The sequence below is a fragment of the Streptomyces sp. NPDC002054 genome (assembly GCF_040296685.1).
Taxonomy (GTDB): Bacteria; Actinomycetota; Actinomycetes; order Streptomycetales; family Streptomycetaceae; genus Streptomyces.
In genome coordinates this window covers 200,816-221,410 of sequence record NZ_JBEOXT010000007.1, presented here as the reverse complement: position 1 = coordinate 221,410, position 20,595 = coordinate 200,816, and the positions used below count along the sequence as shown (strand labels likewise).

Genomic DNA, 20,595 nt, shown 5'->3' with positions numbered 1-20,595 from the left:
ATAGCCGGACACCGCCCGTCAGCCGATTGGGTATCGGCTGACGGGCGGTCGGAGTGTCAGTTCGCGGCGCCGGCCCGCTTAGAGGATCGCCTTGTAGCCGGCGTAGCCGTCGGCGAAGCGGGTGCCTGCGTCCAGCAGGGCCGTGCCGGTGGGCGGCGGGCTGTGGAGGAGCTCGCCGGCCGCGTTGCGGGTGACGATGGCGGCCGGTTTGCCGCCTGCTCCGTCGATGTCCATCACCGTGAAGGCCGTACGGTTCTTCGCCCAGCCGTCGGCCGAGGCCCGGACCCGCGGCCTGACCGTGCCGGTCCGGTCCCCGTCGTAGCGGAACACCGTGCCGTTGCCGTCCACCGCGAAGATCTCGCCGATGCCGTCACCGTTGACATCGCCCGCGCCGACGACCGTCTTGTACAGCTTCCAGTTCTTCTGGATCAGGACCCGGGCCTTGAACGCGCCCTTGCCGTCCTGCGCGTAGAAGTAGATGTCCCCGGTGGCGGTCTGCCGGGCGATGAGGTCCGCCAGGCCGTCGCCGTTCAGGTCACCGGGGGAGGTCAGCACGTCGTACTGGCCCCAGCCCGGGCCGATCACCTTGGAGCGGGTGGCGACCGCCCGGCCCGGCTGTGCGAACTGAGCGTGCAGCACACCCTTGGCGTCCCGCACCAGCCGGTCGTTGACCCGGTCGTTGTCCAGGTCGCCGAACGGCACGAAGGTGGCAGCCGGGTCCCAGCCGGTGACCATCTGGGGCGTGGTGTTCGGGTACCAGCCGACGCCCTTGCTCAGTACGAATCCGAGCTTGCCGTCCTTGTCCAGGAACGGGATGTCGGACCGGGTGTCCTTGCCGATGTAGTCCCGCCAGTGGGCCTTGCCCGTCACCGCCAGGTTTCCGGAACGGGTCAGCGGCGCTCCCTGGCCGTCGGCGGGCTTCACCGTCAGCGTCCAGGTGTAGTCGCCGTTCGGGACGGCCCAGCCCGAGCCGTCCAGGCCGTCCCACACCGGCTTCACCGCGCCCGGGGCCTCGGTACCGGTCAGCGTGCGCACGACCGTACCGGTGGCCTTCCGCTTGACCTCCAGCGTCCAGGCACCGCCCGACTTCGACAGCCAGAAGCGCGGCGCCCAGGTCTTCTTCCCGCTGAGATCGGCGCTCGTCGCAGCGTCCCCGTCGATCGCGGACATTGCGGGGGCCGTCACCCCGAGCGGCACGATGTGCACGGCCTGGCCGGCATCCGCGTAGGCGACCCGGCCCGACTGCCGGTCCAGAGTCCAGCCCTGGTCCGCGACCGGGTGCGCCGGCCGGCCCAGTTCCCGGGTGACCGTGGAGCCCGTGGTGCCTGTGGAGCCCTTCAGGTCGACGGACTTCAGGATTCCGCCGGCCTCCAGCACGACCACGCCGTTGCCCAGCCGGGCCTGGCCGTGCGCGGGCAGCTTCACGTTCGTCTTCGTCCCCAGGTCGTGGACCCCGGACTCCTTCTCGCACTTCCAGTACAGCGAGCTGCCGTATGCGTCCAGCTGCCGGATGTCGCAGCCCGCCACCTTGTCGGTACGCAGCAGCGCGCCCGTCCGGACGTTCACCGCCTCGACCGTGCCCGCCGTGCCCGTCTCCCGCCACAGCGCCGACCCCGACAGGGCGAAGGTGCCGCCGCGCACGGCATGGGTGCGGATCTCCTTGCCCTGCTCCAGGTCCAGGACCGTCGCCTGGTCCACCGGGTCGGTCTTCCCGTACGCGAGGTAGCGGCCGGACGCCTGCAGGCTGCCCGCGGCGTACGGCGGGCCGGGAACGTGGGCGGACCGGTCGCTGCCGGCCCGGTACAGGCGCCGGAACTCGTGGTTGAAGGCGGCGACGGCGCCGTCCCCGGTGCCCCGGAGGTCCTCGCATCCGGGTGCCGCCGCGCCCCGGCCGCAGTTCTCCAGGTAGTCGCCGCTGTCGGGGTCGTCGCCCTCGCCGCCGTCGAGGAGCTGCCAGCTCCCGGCCTTCAACGGACCGGCGGCGGGCACCGAGTACCGGCTCACGGTGGCCTGTTGCTGCGGCCCGCCGTCGATCACGGTGAGCTGTCCGTTCTGCATGGCCATGCGCGGCATGAGGCGCGGCAGGGTCGCGGTGGGCAGGGTGGACAGCCTGGTTGCCGCAGCGGCCTTGCCGGCGGCGTCCACCCCGACGGAGTACGTGTGGGTGGTGCCGGCCGGGGACTCGGTCTGGACGACGGCCGTGTCCTTCTCGGTCTCGACCGTTGCCTTGACCCCGGTGAGGAGCTTGCGGGGCGTGGCGTTGCCCGGCCGGAACGCGTGCAGGTCCCCGGACTCGTAGTCCTGGCCGACCAGTTCCTCTCCGAAGAGGAACACGGGGGTGTTCTCGTGCACGCCGGGCGTCAGGTAGGTCCGGGTCGGGGGCTCGGTGGTCGGAGTCCCGGCGGCCCAGAGATCGAGCCGGGCGCCCCGCTCGGACCTCTTGGCGGTCCAGTCGCCGAGCTGCCGGATACCGGGGTCCGGGAGCGTGTCCACGGCTCGGGCGGCCAGGGTGGTGGCGTCCACCCAGAAATGGGTGTCCTTCCAGGTCGTCAGCGACCGGTGGGTCACGTAGAAGCCGTCGCGACGGAACCCGGCGGCCCAGACACTGGCGTCGCCCGGCGGCAGGCCGGTCACGGGGCGCTCGCGCCGGCCCTGGCCGTCGGGGGAGAGGAGGAGCAGGCGGTCGTCGTCCGGGTTGAAGACGAGCAGCTCGGTGCCGACCAGCCCGAGCACGTTGGCGGAGTCGTCGACGGTGACGCTCGCCCGGGAGCCGTCGCGGACGTTCCAGTACCGGTAGACCGACCCGCCGAAGGGCCGGTGGATGAGCGTGTCGCCCCTCAGGCCGGTGATGGTGGTGCCGCGCTCACCGAACGGCACGGGTGTACCGGTGGTTTCGCCGTACGTGAACCAGGCGTAGGAGGGGTGGCTGCCCGCTTCGCGCAGGTACCCGGTCTCGTTGGCGGCCTGAAGGCCGAAGGCGTGGTGGTCGGCCACCTGCCGGGCCGGGACAACGAGTTCGCCCGGTGGCGGAGCGGCGGCGGCGGCTGCTTCTGCAGCCAGGGGCATAGCGGTGGCGATGGCCGAAACGACGGCCAGGGCCACGGTTGTTCTGCGCAACAAGTGAGGTCCCCCCGTGGGATGTTGTGAGCGAGGCCGGTACGGGAACACCGCACGGGCCTCACGGGGTGGGACTCACGAGCGCGGCCGAAGGATGCCCTTGCAGGGGGCGGAAACCGAAGGGCCCGTACGACACCAGGTGTCGTACGGGCCCTTTCAGCAGGTCGGTTCAGCGGCCGAAGCCTCAGCCGTTGCGCTTCCAGCGCGGCTTGTCGTCGCGGCGGCCGGCACCGAAGGAACCGGAGGAGCCGGAGCCCGACGGACGGTGGTCGTCGCGGCGGCCGTACGGACGGTCGCTGGCACCGGAGCGGAAGCCACCGGCCGGGCGGTCGTCACGGCGGTCGCGGTTGAACGGACGGTCGCCGCCACCGGAGCGGAAGCCACCGGAGGGACGGTCGTCGCGGCGGAAGCCACCACGGTCGCCACCACGGTCATCGCGGTTGAAACCACCGGACGGACGGTCATCGCGGCGGAAGCCACCCGACGGACGGTCGTTGTCGCGACGGAAACCACCACGGTCGCCACCACGGTCATCACGGTTGAAACCACCGGACGGACGGTCATCGCGGCGGAAGCCACCCGACGGACGGTCGTTGTCGCGACGGAAACCACCACGGTCGCCACCACGGTCGTCACGGTTGAAACCACCGGACGGACGGTCATCGCGGCGGAAGCCACCCGACGGACGGTCGTTGTCGCGACGGAAACCACCACGGTCACCGCCACGGTCGTCACGGTTGAAACCACCGCGGTCGCCGCGGTCGTCACGGCGGAAGCCGCCACGGTCGCCACCGCGGTCACCGCGGTCGTCGCGACGGAAGCCGCCACGGTCGCCACCGCGGTTGTCACGGCGCTCGTAGTTGCCGCGGTCGTCGCGCTGGGCGCGCTCCTCGCGGCGCTCCTGCGCAGCCAGCTCGGCAGCGGCAGCGGCGGCAGCAGCCGCCACCTCGGCCTCGGCGACCTCGGCGGCCTCGGCCACCGCGGCCTCCGGGTCCTCGCCGCGCTCGCGGGCGGCGCGGGCGACGAGGCGCTCGGCCTCCTCGCGGAGCTCGCCGGCCCGGCGCTGCAGGCGCTCCAGCTGCTTGGTCAGCTCGGCGACCTCACGCTCGGCCTGCTTGGCGGCGTTGTTCGCGGAGTCGGCCTGGACCTCGGTCAGCGACCGGGCACCGGTGATCTCGGCGACCTCGGGGTCGAAGGCGCCGGCCCCGCCGACGATGTGGCGCGAGGCGTCCACGCCCGCGTCCTCCATCAGGCGGAAGATCTGGCGGCGCTGGTGCGGCAGAGCGAGAGAGACCACGACACCGGAGCGGCCGGCACGGGCGGTACGGCCCGAGCGGTGCAGGTAGTCCTTGTGGTCGCCGGCCGGGTCCACGTTGAGGACCAGGTCGATGCCGTCCACGTGGATGCCGCGAGCGGCGACGTCGGTCGCGACGAGCGCGTTGACGTAGCCGTCCTTGAAGTCGGCGAGGGTGCGGGTACGCGCGCCCTGGGTCATGCCGCCGTGCAGTGCGTCCGCCTTCACGCCCGAGTCGCGCAGCTGCTCGGCGATGCGGTCGGCGCCCAGCTGGGTGCGGACGAAGATGATGGTGCGGCCCTTGCGGGCGGCGATGGCGGCGGTGACCGGCGCCTTGTCCTTCGGCTTCACGACCAGGACGTGGTGGGTCATGGTGGTGACGGCGCCGGCGGACGGGTCGACCTCGTGCGTGACCGGGTTGACGAGGTAACGCTTCACCAGGCTGTCGATCTCGTTCTCCAGGGTGGCGGAGAACAGCAGGCGCTGGCCACCGGCCGGAACCTGGTCGAGCAGCTCGGTGACCTCGGGCAGGAAGCCCAGGTCGGCCATCTGGTCGGCCTCGTCGAGGACCGCGATCTTGACCTGCTCCAGGGAGCAGGCGCCGCGGTTGATGATGTCGCGGAGGCGGCCCGGGGTGGCGACGAGGATGTCGACACCGCGCTCCAGGGCGTAGATCTGGTTGCCCATGGAGGTACCGCCGCAGACGACCTTCATCTTCAGGCCGAGCACGTCGCCGTAGGGCTGGAGGGCGTCCGCGACCTGCATCGCGAGCTCACGGGTCGGCGTGAGGATGATGCCGCGGGGCTTCTTCTTGTCGGTGTAGCCGCCGGCCAGGGTGGCCAGGAGGGGCAGACCGAAGGAGAGGGTCTTGCCGGAGCCGGTGCGGCCACGGCCGAGGATGTCCTTGCCGGCCAGGGCGTCCGGGATGGTCGCGGCCTGGATCGGGAAGGGGGTGGTGACGCCGTTCTGCGCGAGCTTGCGGACCACGCCGTCCGGCAGACCGAGGTCGCCGAAGGTGATGGTGGGCTCGGCGTCGGCGGTGTCGTCACCGTCGGCGTCGTCGTAGTCGGCGTCGTCGGCCTCGTCGGTGAGGAGGTCGTCGGCCTGGTCGGCCGTCACGTCGGCGACATCAGCGACATCGGCCTCGAGCGCCTCGATGGTCTCGTCGACCACAAGGGTCTCGACGGCCTCGATCGAGTCGTTCTCGGGCATGACGGCACGGTCAGAACTGGAAATGGACATGCGAATGCGAAAACCTTCCGGAGTCTCGGCACGCGCCCAAACTCCGTGAATCGCAAATTCGACCGCCTCAATGCGGTCAGCCACGGCAAGGGAGAGTACGCGCCACACGGCGCTCTTCGGGTCGGCGCCGGGCAATGGGATCAAACGATCTATAACCATACGCACCCCTCCCCCACCCTGGCAAGTCCGCAGGTGAGAGCCCGGTCGAGGGCTCAGCCGCCCGGCTGGGGCTGCGGGCTCGCATCCGGGCTGGGCCCGGGGTCCACCGGCGGCTCCGGTGTGGGTTCGGTCACAGGCGGCTCCGGGTCCGGCGGGTCCACCGGCGGGTTCGACCCGGAGCCTCCGGAGCCCCCGGAATCGCCGCCTCCGGGGGCGGGCTCCTGCGGCCCCTGGCCGCCGGTCCCGCCCGGCCCCTGCCCCCCGGACCCGCCGGATCCGGATCCGCCCGCGGCGGCGCCCGTACCGGCGGAGGGGGAGGGAGCGCCGGGCGCACCCGGCGAGGCGCCCGGGCTGGGGGAGGCGCCGGGGCCCGCCTTGCCGTCCGCGCCCGGCTTGCCGTCCTTGCCCGGCGTACCGTTCTTGCCGCCATGGCCGGAGCCGTGGCCGGAGCCGCCCCGGACGGACCCGCCACCTCCGCCCGATTCGGCGTCCGCGCCCCGGTGGTCCCCGGAGGAGGACGGCGCGGGCTTGGCGGAATCGTCGCTCACGCTCATGCAGCCCGCCGCCGCCGCGACCGCGATCGCGGTGACGGCCAGTCGGACGGAAGCGGAGAACTGGCGCACGGGTAGCACCTCCGTGGAAGATCGGCGCGGCCCGCAGGGACGGGTCAAGAAGCCCAACTCCCTTTGCCCCGTTCGGGACACGCCCCTGCGGACACCTCCTGTCCGCAAATCCGCCGCGGCCCGGCTAAACAGCCCGGCTACAGCAGCTCCGCCAGCCGCAGTCCCAGCCATACGGCGCACACCCCGGCCGTCACCGACGAGCCGGCATACGCCGCGGCGAGCCCCCCGCGCCCGGTCTCCGCCAGCCGCAGGGTCTCGTACGAGAAGGTCGAGTACGTGGTGAGCGCCCCGCACAGGCCGGGGCCGAGCAGCGCCAGGGCCCCGCCCGAGAGCGCCGCCCCGGCCACCACGCCCAGCAGCAGGCTCCCCGCCACATTCACGGCGAACGTCCCCCAGGGGAACGCCGGAGCCCACCGCTCCCGCACCGCACGGTCCGTCAGATGGCGCAACGACGCCCCCACCGCCGCGCCCAGGACCACGTACAGCCAGTTCACTGCGGGATCGGCCGGGTCAGCGGGATCAGCCGGGTCAGCCGGACCGCCAGCCAGACCGCACCCAGCGCCCCGGCCAGGGTGCCGAGCGCATAGCCCAGCGCCGTGCCGAGCGCGCCGCGCTCCAACAGCCCGACCACGTCCAGCGAGTACGCCGAGAAGGTGGTGAACCCGCCGAGCACACCGGTGCCCAGCAGCGGACGCACCCAGTCCGGCCCGCGCCCCCGCTCACCCGCAAGCACCATCAGCACCCCGATGAGCGAACAGCCGGCCACATTGACCGCGAAGGTCCCCCAGACGGACGGCCACACCAGCCAGATCCCGTACCGCGCGCAGGCTCCGGCGGCTCCCCCGGCGGCGACCAGCAGCACCGTCACCCGTACCCCAGCGCGTGCAGCCGCTCGTCGTCGATCCCGAAGTGGTGGGCGATCTCGTGCACCACGGTGATCTCGGTTTCCTCGACCACGTCCTCCCGGGTCTCGCAGATCCGGAGCGTGGGGTTGCGGTAGATGGTGATCCGGTCCGGCAGCACCCCCGCGTACCACTCGCCGCGATCCGTCAGCGGAGTCCCCTCGTACAGCCCGAGGAGCTCCGGATCGTCCGCGGGCGGCTCGTCCTCCACGAACACCGCCACGTTGTCCATCAGCCGCGTCAGCTCCGGCGGAATCCGGTCCAGGGCCTCTGCGACGAGCTCTTCGAACTCCTCGCGCGTCATCTCCAGCACCGGGCCATTGTCGCTCCGGTGGAAACCGTTTTGGCGATACCTCCCCCCATCCCATATGCTTCTCACGTCCCCGACGCGCTGCAAAGCGCCCAGGTGGGCCCTTAGCCCTCATCGTCTAGTGGCCCAGGACGTCGCCCTTTCAAGGCGGTAGCACGGGTTCGAATCCCGTTGGGGGCACGCATTACCCTGTGCGAGACTTGTCTGGCACAGACACCATGGTCCTGTGGAGCAGTTGGTTAGCTCGCCACCCTGTCAAGGTGGAGGTCGCGGGTTCAAGTCCCGTCAGGATCGCTGAGGCTCGAAAGAGTCCTCGTGGCTGGGTAGCTCAGTTGGTACGAGCGATCGCCTGAAAAGCGATAGGTCGCCGGTTCGACCCCGGCCCCAGCCACAACAGTGAAGGCCCCGTCCCCCGGACGGGGCCTTTTGCGTGCCCGCTACGACCGCCCGGCCTCGGCCGGCTCCCCGGCGTCGGCTTCGGCTTCCGCCCCGGCCCCAGCGTCGGCCCCGCCCTCGGCCCGGGCCCGGCGCCGCCACTGCACCAGCCCGGCCACCGCCGCCCCCACCGCGACCAGCCCGAGCAGCGCCCAATCCGGCACCCCGTCCGCGACGGACCGCACCCACTGCTCCACCGCGAACGAGTCGTCCACGTCCAGCAGCCCGGGCAGGCCGCTCGCCCCGTCGTACGCCAGGAACAGCCCGCCCAGCGCGATGAAGAACAGGCCGGACAGCAGCGAGGTGGTGTGCAGCTCCAGGCGCCCCCACGAGAAGGCCCGGCCGCGCAGCCAGCGCCGTCGGCCCAGCTCGAACCGCTCCCACAGCAGGGCGAGCAGGAACAGCGGTACGGCCATCCCGAGCGCGTACACGGCCAGCAGCGCCCCGCCGTAGACCGGGGACCCGGACACGGCCGCCACCGTCAGGACGCTGCCCAGGATCGGGCCCGCGCAGAACCCGGCCAGGCCGTAGACGGCACCCAGCGCGTACACCGAGAGCGCGGTGGTCGGGCGGATCCGGCCGGAGAGCTCCGCCAGCCGCCGGGAGGCGAAGCCCAGCCCCAGCAGCTGCGCCAGGCCCAGCGCGATGATCAGCCAGCCGCCGGCCAGCACCAGCTGGTCCCGGTGGCCGTGGAAGAACCGCCCGGCGGTCGAGGAGGCCGCACCCAGCGGCACCAGGGTGCTCGCCAGCCCGGCGTAGAAGATCCCGGTCCGGGCGAGCAGCCGCGAGGCGGAGTCGATCGAGTACGCGAAGAAGGCCGGCAGCAGCAGGGCGCTGCAGGGGCTGAGCAGTGCGAGCAGGCCGCCCAGCAGCGCGGCCAGGTATCCGATCTCCATCCCCATCTCCATCAACCGAGCGCCTTGGCCTTCTCGATGGCGTCCACGAACGCGTCGGCCGGCTGGGCTCCGGCGATCGGCCGGCCGTTGACCAGGAACGACGGGGTGGAGCTGACCCCGATCCGGTAGCCCTCCTCCTGGTCCCTGGCCACCGCGTCCTTCGCGGCCTGGCCGTCCATGTCCTCCTCGAACCGGTCCAGGTCCGGGACCCTGGCCTCCTTCGCCAGGGCCCGCAGCCGGTCCGGGCCGAAGCCCTTCGCCTTCGCGCCCTCGGCGTAGGCGGCGCCGTGGAACTGCCGGAACCGGTCCTGCTGCCCGGCGGCCCAGGCGGCCCGCGCGGCGGCCTCGGACTCCGAGCCGAAGATCGGGAAGTTCCGCCACTCGATGCGGAGGGTGCCGTTCGCTACGTACTTTTCGACCAGGTCCGGCTCGGTGTCGCGGGCGAACTTCCCGCAGTAGCCGCATTTGTAGTCGGCGTACTCGATCAGCACCACGGGCGCGTCGGGCCTGCCGACCGCCTGCTTGTCCGCGGCCTGCCGCCGGGCGAGCCCGCGCAGCTGGGCCAGCGCGGCATCCGCCTCGGACTCGGCCGCCCCGCCGGCGCCGGACGCCCGGGGGGCGGGCACGTACGCGCCGTGCACCTCGTCCTCCGACGGCGCGGAGGCCTGCCAGGACAGCAGGCCCAGGGTGACGGCGGCGAGCGCGACCCCGGCGGAGATCAGCAGCGGCTTCTTGGACGCGGACGTCCGGGGGCGGGACATGACGGGCCTCTCACTCGTACGGCGGGTCGTTTCGGGGGGTCTCGTCCGGGAATCGTACGGGGACGACCGACTAATGCGTTCGCCACCCGCAGCCTGCGGGTGAGATCCTCGACCAGGTATGTCTACTTCCTTCGCCGCCCTGCAGACGCTGCTCGGTGAGATCTCGCTCCGCGACGCTCACCGGCTCGGACGTCGCCTCGAAGGCGCTCGCCGCATCCGCAAGCCCGAGGCCAAACAGGCCGTGCTCGACGAGATCGCCGCGGAGGCCACGAAGGCCGCCGAGCGGCTGACCCGGCGTGCCGCGCGCATGCCTGGGGTCACCTATCCGGAAGCCCTGCCGGTCAGCCAGAAGAAGGACGAGATCGCCGAGGCGATACGCGACCACCAGGTCGTGATCGTCGCGGGCGAGACCGGCTCCGGCAAGACCACCCAGATCCCGAAGATCTGCATGGAGCTGGGCCGCGGCGTCCGGGGCATGATCGGACACACCCAGCCCCGCCGGATCGCCGCCCGCACGGTGGCCGAGCGGATCGCCGAGGAGCTGAAGTCCGAGATCGGGCAGACGGTCGGCTGGAAGGTCCGGTTCACCGACCAGGTGGACCCGGACGGCACCTTCGTGAAGCTGATGACGGACGGCATCCTGCTCGCCGAGATCCAGACGGACCGCGAGCTGCGCGCCTACGACACGATCATCATCGACGAGGCCCACGAGCGCAGCCTCAACATCGACTTCCTGCTCGGCTACCTGGCCCAGCTGCTGCCCAAGCGCCCCGACCTCAAGGTCGTCATCACCTCGGCGACCATCGACCCGGAGCGCTTCTCCCGGCATTTCGGCGACGCGCCGATCGTCGAGGTCAGCGGCCGGACGTATCCGGTGGAGGTGCGGTACCGCCCGCTACTCGAAGAGGACAGTGAAGAGTCCGACCGGGACCAGATCACCGCGATCTGCGAGGCCGTGGACGAGCTCCAGTCCGAGGGCGCCGGCGACATCCTGGTCTTCCTCTCCGGAGAGCGCGAGATCCGCGACACGGCGGACGCCCTGAACAAGCGGAAGCTGCGCTTCACTGAGGTTCTCCCTCTGTACGCGCGCCTCTCGCACGCCGAGCAGCACCGGGTCTTCCAGCAGCACACCGGCCGCCGGATCGTGCTCGCCACGAACGTCGCCGAGACCTCCCTCACCGTCCCGGGCATCAAGTACGTGATCGACCCGGGAACCGCCCGGATCTCCCGCTACAGCCACCGCACCAAGGTGCAGCGCCTGCCCATCGAGCGGATCTCGCAGGCCAGCGCCAACCAGCGCAAGGGCCGCTGCGGCCGTACCTCGGACGGCATCTGCATCCGCCTCTACTCCGAGGACGATTTCAACGCCCGTCCGGAGTTCACGGACGCGGAGATCCTGCGCACCAACCTGGCCTCCGTCATCCTCCAGATGACCGCCGCCGGGCTGGGCGAGATCGAGAAGTTCCCCTTCATCGACCCGCCGGACCACCGCAACATCCGCGACGGCGTGCAGCTGCTCCAGGAGCTCGGGGCGCTCGACCCGACGGAGAAGGACCCGAAGAACCGGCTGACCCCGATGGGCCGCCAGCTCTCCCAGCTGCCCGTGGACCCGCGTCTGGCCCGCATGGTCGTGGAGGCGGACAAGAACAACTGCGTCCGCGAGGTCATGGTCATCGCGGCGGCCCTGTCCATCCAGGACCCGCGCGAGCGGCCCTCGGACAAGCAGACCCAGGCCGACCAGAACCACGCCCGCTTCAAGGACGAGACCAGCGACTTCCTCTCGTTCCTGAACATGTGGCGCTATGTGCGCGAGCAGCAGAAGGAGCGCGGCTCCTCCTCGTTCCGCCGGATGTGCAAGCAGGAGTACCTGAACTTCCTGCGGATCCGCGAGTGGCAGGACATCTACTCGCAGCTGCGTACGGTCGCCAAGACCATGGGGATCCACGTCAACGAGGCCGATGCGCCCGAGACGAGCGTCCACATCTCGCTGCTGGCCGGCCTGCTCTCGCACATCGGCCTCAAGGACACCGACAAGAACGAGTACCTCGGCGCCCGGTCCGCCAAGTTCGCGGTCTTCCCGGGCTCGGCGCTGTTCAAGAAGCAGCCCAAGTTCGTGATGTCGGCGGAGCTGGTGGAGACCTCGCGGCTGTGGGCCCGGGTCAACGCCAAGGTCGAGCCGGAGTGGGTGGAGCCGCTCGCCCAGCACCTGATCAAGCGCACCTACAGCGAGCCGCACTGGGAGAAGGACCAGGCGGCCGTCATGGCGTACGAGAAGGTCACGCTGTACGGCGTACCGATCGTGGCCCAGCGGAAGATCAACTACGGCCGGATCGACCCCGAGGTCTCCCGCGAGCTGTTCATCCGCAACGCTCTGGTCGAGGGCGACTGGCGGACCCACCACAAGTTCTACGCGGACAACCGCAAGCTGCTCACCGAGGTCGAGGAGCTGGAGCACCGGGCCCGGCGCCGGGACATCCTGGTCGACGACGAGACCCTGTTCGACTTCTACGACCAGCGGATCCCGGAGCACGTGGTCTCCGGCGCGCACTTCGACTCCTGGTGGAAGCACAAGCGCCGGGAGGAGCCCGAACTCCTCGATTTCGAACGGGAGATGCTGCTCACCGAGAAGGCGGCCGGGGTCACCAAGGACGACTATCCGGACTCCTGGCGGCAGGGCAACCTGAAGTTCCGGGTCACCTATCAGTTCGAACCGGGGGCGGACGCTGACGGGGTCACCGTCCACATTCCGCTCCAGGTGCTGAACCAGGTCACCGACGAGGGCTTCGACTGGCAGATCCCGGGACTGCGGGAAGAGGTCGTCACCGAGCTGATCCGGTCCCTGCCGAAGCCGATCCGCCGGCACTACGTGCCCGCCCCCAATTTCGCCGGGCGCTTCCTGGACACCGCGGTGCCCCTGCAGGAGCCGCTGACGGTCACCCTGGCGCGCGAGCTCCAGCGGATGGTCGGGGTACCGGTCGCGGCCGAGGACTTTGATCTCGGCCGGATCCCGGACCACCTGAAGATCACGTTCCGGATCGTCGACGAGCGGCGCAAGAAGATCGCCGAGGACAAGGACCTGGAAGCGCTGCGCCTGCGGCTCAAGCCCAAGGCCCGGCAGGCCCTTTCCAAGGCGGCTGCGGCCACCGCCGAGCGCTCGGGCGGCGAGTCCGTGGAGCGCACCGGGCTGACCGACTGGACCATCGGCACCCTCAGCAAGGTCTTCGAGACCCGCCGGGCGGGCCAGCCGGTGAAGGCGTACCCGGCGCTGGTGGACGAGGGGACGAGCGTCTCCGTACGGCTCTTCGACACGGAGGCCGAGCAGGCGCAGGCCATGTGGCCGGCCACCCGGCGGCTGATCCTGCTGAACATCCCGGTGAACCCGGCGAAGTTCGCCTCCGAGAAGCTCACCAACCAGCAGAAGCTGGCCCTGTCCCGCAACCCGCACGGCTCCATCCAGGCGCTGTTCGAGGACTGCGCCACCGCCGCGGCCGACCGGCTGATCGCCGAGCACGGTGGCCCGGCCTGGGACGAGGCGGGCTTCCGGAAGCTCTACGAGGCCGTCCGGGCCGACCTGGTGGACACCACGGTGCGCGCCGTGGACCAGGTGCAGCAGATCCTGGCCGCCTGGCAGGCCTGTGAGCGCCGCCTGAAGGCCACCCAGAGCCTGGCGCTCATCAACAACCTCCAGGACGTCAGGACGCAGCTGGCGGCCCTCGTGCCGGCCGGCTTCGTGACCCTGACCGGCATGAAGCGGCTGCCGGACCTGATGCGCTACCTGGTGGCGGTGGACCGGCGGTTGCAGCAGATGCCGACGGCGGTCCAGCGCGACACCACGCGCATGGAGAAGGTCCACGAGATGCAGGACGAGTACGCCTGGCTGCTGGAACAGCTGCCGAAGGGGCGGCCGGTGCCGCGCGAGGTCACCGAGATCCGCTGGATGATCGAGGAACTGCGGGTCAGCTACTTCGCGCACGCGCTCGGCACGGCCTATCCGATCTCGGACAAGCGGATCGTGAAGGCCGTGGACGCGGCGGCTCCCTGACGGGGTGCGGTCGAGTTCGACCGCACCCCCTGACCTGCTGTACAGTCTGACTCGCAACCAAGGTCCTGTGGAGCAGTTGGTTAGCTCGCCACCCTGTCAAGGTGGAGGTCGCGGGTTCAAGTCCCGTCAGGATCGCAACAACATCAGGGCCCGCATCCCTCAGGGGATGCGGGCCCTGATGCGTTTCCCCGATGCGTTTCCCCTGACGCGTTGCCGGAGCGCGGGGAAAATCCCCCGTCCGCATGAGGCACCCCGCCTGCCACGTCCCCTTACGGGTGCATTGCCGTGCATACAAGCGTGATTGCATGTGACAGGGGTCACCACACGAGTTTTCGAGACTCCCACTTTTATCGCGCCCCTACGCGACCTCGATTTAATATGTGCAATGGCACCGTGTCCCGCCGGGCATAAAAAGATCGCGCTGGACCCGGCGGAGTCCAGCGCGATCGAACGACTTGGGTGAACCTGTTGGGGCAGGCTCAGTCGTGTGAAGCCAGGTGGGTTTCATCGGATTGGGGGATCCGATTCGTGCCCGATAAAGCGGGGTACTGCGGGTGCTGCTGTTGCTGCGGGACCTCAGGCCTCGCTGCGCTGCTGCGGAATTCCCGCGAGCAGAGCGCGAACCTCGGCCTCGCGGTAGCGGCGGTGCCCACCCAGGGTGCGGATGGACGTGAGCTTGCCTGCCTTGGCCCAGCGGGTCACCGTCTTCGGGTCCACGCGGAACATCGTGGCAACCTCAGCCGGGGTCAGCAGCGGCTCGGCATCAGGGGTGCGAGCGGTCATGAGCGGCCTCCTCGGGAGAACCGAACCATCTCGGTTCTTTCCTCTAAATTCTGCACCTTGGCCCGCGTTGCCCGAAATGGACAGACGCGGGCCGAGTCGGTTATAGGACGAACGGCTTGTCCTCGGCACTACAACTACACCATCTGTCCAGCCTCGTCGGCCAAACCGATGGAATTGCCCTCCGAGGTGTTCATCAGCGGCGGAAGCCGATGGACTGGCCCATAACGGACAGTCACCCCACTGTGACGATCAGTCACAGAGCGATCAGGAGTCACGAGACCCCCCATAGAGTGCAATGCCGAGCATTCCGCCCTTACTTGGACGGAAGGAACCCTCCCCGGACTCCTTGTCCTATTTTGGCACGAGGGTAGGGGAACGGCGCAAGGGTGTAGATAGTGCGGTCCGTCACGCTTGGGTCAATGGCCCGTATCGGGACGTAGGTCCTGGCCCTAAGACCCGAATGCCTGGGTTCAGGTACATGATCCCTGATTGTGGCCGTTCGGCCGATACCGGCACCACCGCCGGTGTGTGTCCGGTCGGACCGGACCTCGACCGGACCCCGACCGGACCGGACTAGTTGGCGAAGAGTCTCTCCCGGACCGCCCCCCAGCGCTCCGCCAGCCCCCCGTAGACCTCCTGGGCGCCGGCTTCGTCCCCGGCCCGCAGCGCGGCCAGGCCGGCCGCCAGGTCGCCCGCCGAGCGGTCCGCCGCCAGCCGGTCCGCCGGCAGGGCGTGCACCAGCCCGCCGTAGTCCAGCTCCACCATCGACCGCGGGTGGAACTCCTCCAGCCAGCTGCCCACCTCCACCAGGCCCTCGGCCAGCGGCCCGTAGCCCTCCGCCTCCCGCAGCGTGCGCAGCGCCCGGGCCAGCCGCCGCCGGGCCTGCACCATCGGGGTCCGGTAGCGCAGCCGCTCCCCCGGCAGGTAGTCCCGCTCCTCGTCGGCCACCAGCACGAACCAGCGCAGCGGCACCTGCCACACCGCCGTACGGATCCACGGCCGGGCCTGCGGATTCCGCTCCCGCCAGCGCCCGTACTCCTCGGCCGCCCGCCGCCGCACCCCCGGCGGCAGCGCCGCGTCCAGCACCGGCCGCGGGAACTCGGCCACCAGCTCCTCGAGCGCCAGCCAGCCGCGCAGCCGGGTCCGCCACGGGCAGACCAGCACCGTGCCGTCCAGCTCCGCCGTGAAGGCGTCCGCGCTCTCCTGCGCCGGCACCCCCACCGGGACCACCGCCGCCAAGTCCGCCAGCGACCGCCGCAGTTCGTCCTGGGCGGTCGGCCGCACCCCGCGCCGGACATAGTCGGCCCAATGGGTGCGCTCCGGCTCCGCAAAGGCCACCAGAGGCTCGTAAACCCGCAGGTAGGACGCGTACGGGACGATCGGGGCCGCGCGCGCCGAGGGCATCGGCCGATCGGGGGATTCGCTCACTCCCAGGTCCTCCCCCGCACCACCCGGAGGTAGTCCGAACCTCCAGCGCCTACTCTGCGGGAGGGTGATCTGGGGCACTCCGGGCCGCGGCCGAGCGAGCAGGTCTTACGCTGCTCCTACACGCCCTCCCCACCCTCAGGAGGGTCCCCGCCGCATCTCTTCCATGGGAGTCACCACCGTGACCGAAATGACCGACGGCGTCCTGCACACCCTGTTCCGTACGGAGCAGGGCGGCCATGAGCAAGTCGTGCTGTGCCAGGACCGAGCCAGTGGCCTCAAGGCCGTCATCGCCATTCACTCCACCGCCCTGGGCCCCGCCCTCGGCGGCACGCGCTTCCACGCGTACGCCTCCGACGAGGAGGCCGTCCTGGACGCGCTGAACCTCGCCCGCGGCATGTCGTACAAGAACGCCCTCGCCGGGCTGGACCACGGCGGCGGCAAGGCCGTGATCATCGGCGACCCGGACATCCTGAAGAGCGAGGAACTGCTGCTGGCCTACGGCCGGTTCGTGGAGTCCCTCGGCGGCCGGTACGTGACCGCCTGCGACGTCGGCACCTACGTGGCCGACATGGACGTGGTGGCCCGCGAGACCCGCTGGGCGACCGGCCGCTCCCCCGAGAACGGCGGCGCCGGCGACTCCTCGGTGCTGACCGCGTACGGGGTCTTCCAGGGCATGCGGGCCAGCGCCCAGCACCTGTGGGGCGACCCGACCCTGCGGGGCCGCAAGGTCGGCGTGGTGGGCGTCGGCAAGGTCGGCCACTACCTGGTCGAGCACCTGCTGGAGGACGGCGCGGAGGTCGTGATCACGGACGTCCGCCAGGAGTCCGTGCAGCGCATCCTCGACAAGCACCCGGGCAAGGTCACGGCGGTGGCCGACACCGAGGCCCTGATCCGCGTCGAGGGCCTGGACATCTACGCTCCGTGCGCCCTGGGCGGCGCCCTGAACGACGACTCCGTGCCGGTGCTGACCGCCAAGGTGGTCTGCGGGGCCGCGAACAACCAGCTGGCCCACCCGGGCGTGGAGAAGGACCTCGCGGACCGCGGGATCCTCTACGCCCCGGACTACGTGGTCAACGCGGGCGGGGTCATCCAGGTCGCCGACGAGCTGCACGGCTTCGACTTCGACCGGTGCAAGGCCAAGGCCTCGAAGATCTTCGACACCACCCTGGCCATATTTGCACGCGCGAAGGCAGACGGCATTCCGCCGGCCGCGGCGGCCGACCGGATCGCCGAACAGCGGATGGCGGACGCCCGCGCCACCCGTACCGCGTAAGCGGAATGGCACCCGCCGGGGCACGGCGAGACAGAACTCACTGTGCTTCGGCGGGTCGGGCGCCAATAAAGGGTTAAAATCGCAGCTGACCAGCGAGTACAGGGCGTCTCGCGGTCACTGCGACGGGGCACGTCATGCGGGCGGCGTACCGTATGGCCGCGGAAGCAGGTACCGTTAAAGCCCTACGGACGGTCTCTCCAAGGAGAGCCCGCTCCGAACCATGAACGCGTGTCAAGACTCTGGGGCCGTCGAGCCCCGTCACCGAGGGGGTCGAGCCATGGGGCGCGGCCGGGCAAAGGCCAAGCAGACGAAGGTCGCCCGCCAGCTGAAGTACAGCAGCGGCGGAACCGATCTGACACGTCTGGCCAGCGAGCTGGGCGCATCGAACTCGCAACCGATCCAGAACCAGCCGCCTAATGGTGAGCCGTTCGAGGACGACGAGGACGAGGACGACCCGTACGCCCGCTACGCGGATTTGTACAACGACGACGACGAGGACGAGGACGAAGAGTCCGGTCCCGCGTCCCACCGTCGCGGCGCTTGACGCGTTCATCGCTTCGTACAAACGCGCAGATCACACAACCCGGTCCAGGGCCAGCGGCCCCGGACCGGGTTTCGTGCTGCTCAGCCTGCTCCGCCTGCTCAGCTCGCGTAGGAGCCGGTGAGGGCCGCGCCCTCGGCGTGCTCGCCCCGCTCGGTCATCTCGCCGGCGACCCAGGCGTCGACCCCGCGGTCGGCCAGGGTGGCCAGCGCCACCTCCACGGACTCCTGCGGGACCACGGCGATCATGCCGACGCCCATGTTCAGGGTCTTCTCCAGCTCCGGCTGCGCCACCCGGCCGGCCTTGCCGACCAGATCGAACACCGCGCCCGGCGCCCAGGTCGAACGGTCGACCGAGGCGTGCAGGTGGTCCGGGATCACCCGGGCCAGGTTGGCCGCCAGGCCACCGCCGGTGATGTGCGAGAAGGCGTGGACCTCGGTGGTGCGGGTGAGGGCCATGCAGTCGAGCGAGTAGATCTTGGTGGGCTCCAGCAGCTCCTCGCCGAGGGTCCGGCCGAACTCCGGAACCTCCCGGTCCAGGGACAGCCCGGCCCGGTCGAAAAGCACGTGCCGGACCAGCGAGTACCCGTTCGAGTGAAGGCCGGAGGACGCCATGGCGATGACGGCGTCACCCGTACGGATGCGATCGGCGCCGAGCAGCCGGTCGTACTCGACGACACCGGTGCCGGCCCCGGCCACATCGAACTCGTCCGGGCCGAGCAGGCCCGGGTGCTCGGCGGTCTCGCCGCCCACCAGGGCGGTACCGGCCAGGACACAGCCCTCGGCGATGCCCTTGACGATCTGCGCGACCCGGTCCGGGTGGACCTTGCCGACGCAGATGTAGTCGGTCATGAAGAGCGGCTCGGCGCCACAGACGACGATGTCGTCCATGACCATCGCCACCAGGTCGTGGCCGATGGTGTCGTACACGCCCATCTGGCGGGCGATGTCGACCTTGGTCCCGACGCCGTCGGTGGCCGAGGCGAGCAGCGGACGCTCGTACCGCTTCAGAGCAGAGGCGTCGAAGAGTCCGGCGAAACCGCCGAGGCCGCCGAGGACCTCGGGGCGCTGGGTCTTCTTCACCCACTGCTTCATCAGCTCGACGGCGCGGTCACCCGCTTCGATGTCGACGCCTGCAGCTGCGTAGCTGGCACCAGTGGTCTCTGACATGGGAGGCGAGAACTTTCGTGTCGTGTACTGCAGGGGTGTTACCCGGGGAGGTTACGGACGACGGAGCGCATCGGCGGCGTCCGTGCCGCCGGCCAGCTCGGACTCCAGCAGCTGCTTGCCGAGGAGCTCCGGGTCGGGCAGCTCCATCGGGTACTCGCCGTCGAAGCAGGCACGGCAGAGGTTCGGCTTCTGGATGGTCGTCGCCTCGATCATGGAATCGAGGGAGATGTACGCCAGGGAATCCGCGCCCAGCGACTTGCCGATCTCCTCGACCGACATGCCGTTGGCGATGAGCTCGGCCCGGGTGGCGAAGTCGATGCCGAAGAAGCACGGCCACTTGACCGGCGGGGAGGAGATCCGGATGTGGACCTCGGCCGCTCCGGCCTCGCGGAGCATCCGGACCAGCGCGCGCTGGGTGTTGCCGCGGACGATCGAGTCGTCGACGACCACCAGGCGCTTGCCCCGGATGACCTCCTTCAGGGGGTTGAGCTTCAGCCGGATGCCGAGCTGCCGGATCGTCTGGGACGGCTGGATGAAGGTCCGCCCGACATAGGCGTTCTTCACCAGGCCGGAACCGTACGGAATCCCGCTGGCCTCGGCGTATCCGACGGCCGCCGGGGTACCCGACTCCGGAGTCGGTATCACCAGATCGGCCTCGACCGGGGCTTCCTTGGCCAGCCGCCGGCCCATCTCGACACGCGAGAGGTAGACGTTCCGGCCGGCGATGTCGGTGTCCGGGCGCGCCAGGTAGACGTACTCGAAGACACAGCCCTTGGGCTTCGCTTCCGCGAAGCGGGAGGTGCGCAGACCGTTCTCGTCGATCGCGATGAGCTCGCCCGGCTCGACCTCGCGGACGAAGCTGGCGCCGCAGATGTCGAGGGCGGCGGACTCACTGGCCACCACCCAGCCGCGCTCCAGCCGGCCGAGGACCAGCGGGCGGATGCCCTGCGGGTCACGGGCGGTGTAGAGGGTCCCCTCGTCCATGAAGACGAGCGAGAAGGCTCCCTTGACCTTCGGGAGCACCACGTGGGCGGACTCCTCGATGGTCAGCGGCTTCCCGTCGGCATCGACCTGCCCGGCCAGCAGGGCCGTGACCAGATCGGTGTCGTTGGTGGCCGCCACCTGAGTGGCGCGGCCGTCCTGCCGGGGGAGGTCGGCGACCATCTCGGCAAGCTCGGCGGTGTTCACCAGGTTGCCGTTGTGGCCCAGGGCGATCGAGCCGTGGGCGGTCGCGCGGAAAGTGGGCTGAGCGTTCTCCCAGACGGAGGCTCCGGTGGTCGAGTAGCGGGCGTGACCGACCGCGATATGACCTTGGAGGGATCCGAGGGAGGTTTCGTCGAAGACTTGGGAAACGAGGCCCATGTCCTTGAAGACGAGGATCTGGGAACCGTTGCTCACAGCGATTCCCGCGGACTCTTGTCCGCGGTGCTGCAGTGCATACAGTCCGAAGTAGGTGAGCTTGGCGACCTCTTCACCCGGAGCCCAGACACCGAAGACGCCGCAAGCGTCCTGGGGGCCCTTCTCGCCGGGGAGCAGGTCGTGGTTGAGTCGTCCATCACCACGAGGCACACCTTGAGTCTAGGCGACGTCGACCACTGGTCCGAATTGGGGATGCCCGGG

Annotated in this window: 15 protein-coding genes and 4 tRNA genes; 7 read left to right on the top strand and 12 right to left on the bottom strand. The window is 70.4% G+C overall.

Annotated elements, in window-relative coordinates; all coding sequences use genetic code 11:
* Nucleotides 1-78: 78 nt before the first annotated feature.
* The 6 genes from ABT123_RS09155 to ABT123_RS09130 form a co-directional block, all read right to left on the bottom strand.
* Nucleotides 79-3,066: an FG-GAP-like repeat-containing protein gene (locus ABT123_RS09155; RefSeq protein WP_351311313.1), complete on the bottom strand. Its 2,988-nt coding sequence runs from the start codon at nt 3,064-3,066 to the stop codon at nt 79-81.
* Between the two features lie 235 nt (nt 3,067-3,301).
* Nucleotides 3,302-5,653: a DEAD/DEAH box helicase gene (locus tag ABT123_RS09150; protein ID WP_351311311.1), complete on the bottom strand. Its 2,352-nt coding sequence runs from the start codon at nt 5,651-5,653 to the stop codon at nt 3,302-3,304.
* Nucleotides 5,654-5,865: 212 nt separating this feature from the next.
* On the bottom strand, nt 5,866-6,435 hold the full coding sequence (locus ABT123_RS09145; protein WP_351311309.1) for a hypothetical protein: 570 nt from the start codon (nt 6,433-6,435) through the stop codon (nt 5,866-5,868).
* 137 nt (nt 6,436-6,572) lie between these two features.
* Nucleotides 6,573-6,929, bottom strand: coding sequence for a fluoride efflux transporter FluC (locus ABT123_RS09140; protein WP_351311307.1), 357 nt, complete (start codon nt 6,927-6,929; stop codon nt 6,573-6,575).
* Nucleotides 6,926-7,303, bottom strand: a complete 378-nt coding sequence (locus ABT123_RS09135; protein ID WP_351311305.1) for a fluoride efflux transporter FluC — start codon at nt 7,301-7,303, stop codon at nt 6,926-6,928. Before ABT123_RS09135 ends, ABT123_RS09140 begins: the two co-directional genes overlap by 4 nt.
* A complete protein-coding gene (locus ABT123_RS09130) occupies nt 7,300-7,650 on the bottom strand; it encodes a metallopeptidase family protein (protein ID WP_190344511.1) in 351 nt (116 codons plus the stop codon). The genes ABT123_RS09135 and ABT123_RS09130 overlap by 4 nt, the downstream gene beginning before the upstream one ends.
* 104 nt (nt 7,651-7,754) lie before the next feature.
* On the opposite strand from ABT123_RS09130, the gene ABT123_RS09125 reads away from it, so the two are divergent.
* From ABT123_RS09125 to ABT123_RS09115, 3 genes are all read left to right on the top strand, one after another.
* A tRNA-Glu gene (locus ABT123_RS09125) sits at nt 7,755-7,827 on the top strand.
* 40 nt (nt 7,828-7,867) lie between these two features.
* Nucleotides 7,868-7,941: transfer RNA gene (locus ABT123_RS09120), tRNA-Asp, on the top strand.
* 23 nt (nt 7,942-7,964) lie between these two features.
* A tRNA-Phe gene (locus ABT123_RS09115) sits at nt 7,965-8,038 on the top strand.
* Between the two features lie 46 nt (nt 8,039-8,084).
* Here the strand turns inward: ABT123_RS09115 and ABT123_RS09110 are convergent.
* Both ABT123_RS09110 and ABT123_RS09105 read right to left on the bottom strand, forming a co-directional pair.
* On the bottom strand, nt 8,085-8,984 hold the full coding sequence (locus ABT123_RS09110; RefSeq protein ID WP_351311349.1) for a cytochrome c biogenesis CcdA family protein: 900 nt from the start codon (nt 8,982-8,984) through the stop codon (nt 8,085-8,087).
* 5 nt (nt 8,985-8,989) lie between these two features.
* Nucleotides 8,990-9,739, bottom strand: a complete 750-nt coding sequence (locus ABT123_RS09105; RefSeq protein WP_351311303.1) for a DsbA family protein — start codon at nt 9,737-9,739, stop codon at nt 8,990-8,992.
* A 118-nt stretch (nt 9,740-9,857) separates the two neighbouring features.
* Here ABT123_RS09105 and hrpA point away from each other — a divergent pair, with 118 nt between their 5' ends.
* Both hrpA and ABT123_RS09095 read left to right on the top strand, forming a co-directional pair.
* Entirely contained in the window at nt 9,858-13,781 is a 3,924-nt protein-coding gene (gene hrpA, locus ABT123_RS09100) for an ATP-dependent RNA helicase HrpA (RefSeq protein WP_351311301.1), read from the top strand.
* Nucleotides 13,782-13,842: 61 nt separating this feature from the next.
* A tRNA-Asp gene (locus tag ABT123_RS09095) sits at nt 13,843-13,916 on the top strand.
* 441 nt (nt 13,917-14,357) lie between these two features.
* On the opposite strand, the gene bldC is transcribed toward ABT123_RS09095, so the two are convergent.
* The gene (gene bldC / locus ABT123_RS09090; RefSeq protein WP_003949541.1) at nt 14,358-14,564 is read right to left on the bottom strand and encodes a developmental transcriptional regulator BldC; all 207 of its coding nucleotides are present in this window, start codon (nt 14,562-14,564) and stop codon (nt 14,358-14,360) included.
* 573 nt (nt 14,565-15,137) lie between these two features.
* Entirely contained in the window at nt 15,138-15,968 is an 831-nt protein-coding gene (locus tag ABT123_RS09085) for a DUF8083 family protein (protein WP_351311347.1), read from the bottom strand.
* A 202-nt stretch (nt 15,969-16,170) separates the two neighbouring features.
* On the opposite strand from ABT123_RS09085, the gene ABT123_RS09080 reads away from it, so the two are divergent.
* Nucleotides 16,171-17,265 carry a Leu/Phe/Val dehydrogenase gene (locus tag ABT123_RS09080; RefSeq protein ID WP_351311299.1) on the top strand — a complete coding sequence of 365 codons (1,095 nt, stop codon included), beginning with the start codon at nt 16,171-16,173 and terminating at the stop codon, nt 17,263-17,265.
* Between the two features lie 277 nt (nt 17,266-17,542).
* A complete protein-coding gene (locus ABT123_RS09075) occupies nt 17,543-17,809 on the top strand; it encodes a DUF3073 domain-containing protein (RefSeq protein ID WP_351311297.1) in 267 nt (88 codons plus the stop codon).
* Nucleotides 17,810-17,907: 98 nt separating this feature from the next.
* Here the strand turns inward: ABT123_RS09075 and purM are convergent, their stop codons facing one another.
* Both purM and purF read right to left on the bottom strand, forming a co-directional pair.
* A complete protein-coding gene (gene purM / locus ABT123_RS09070; protein ID WP_351311295.1) occupies nt 17,908-18,975 on the bottom strand; it encodes a phosphoribosylformylglycinamidine cyclo-ligase in 1,068 nt (355 codons plus the stop codon).
* 51 nt (nt 18,976-19,026) lie between these two features.
* Nucleotides 19,027-20,544 (bottom strand): amidophosphoribosyltransferase, encoded by a 1,518-nt coding sequence (purF, locus tag ABT123_RS09065; RefSeq protein ID WP_351311293.1) that lies wholly within the window; start codon nt 20,542-20,544, stop codon nt 19,027-19,029.
* Nucleotides 20,545-20,595: the final 51 nt, after the last annotated feature.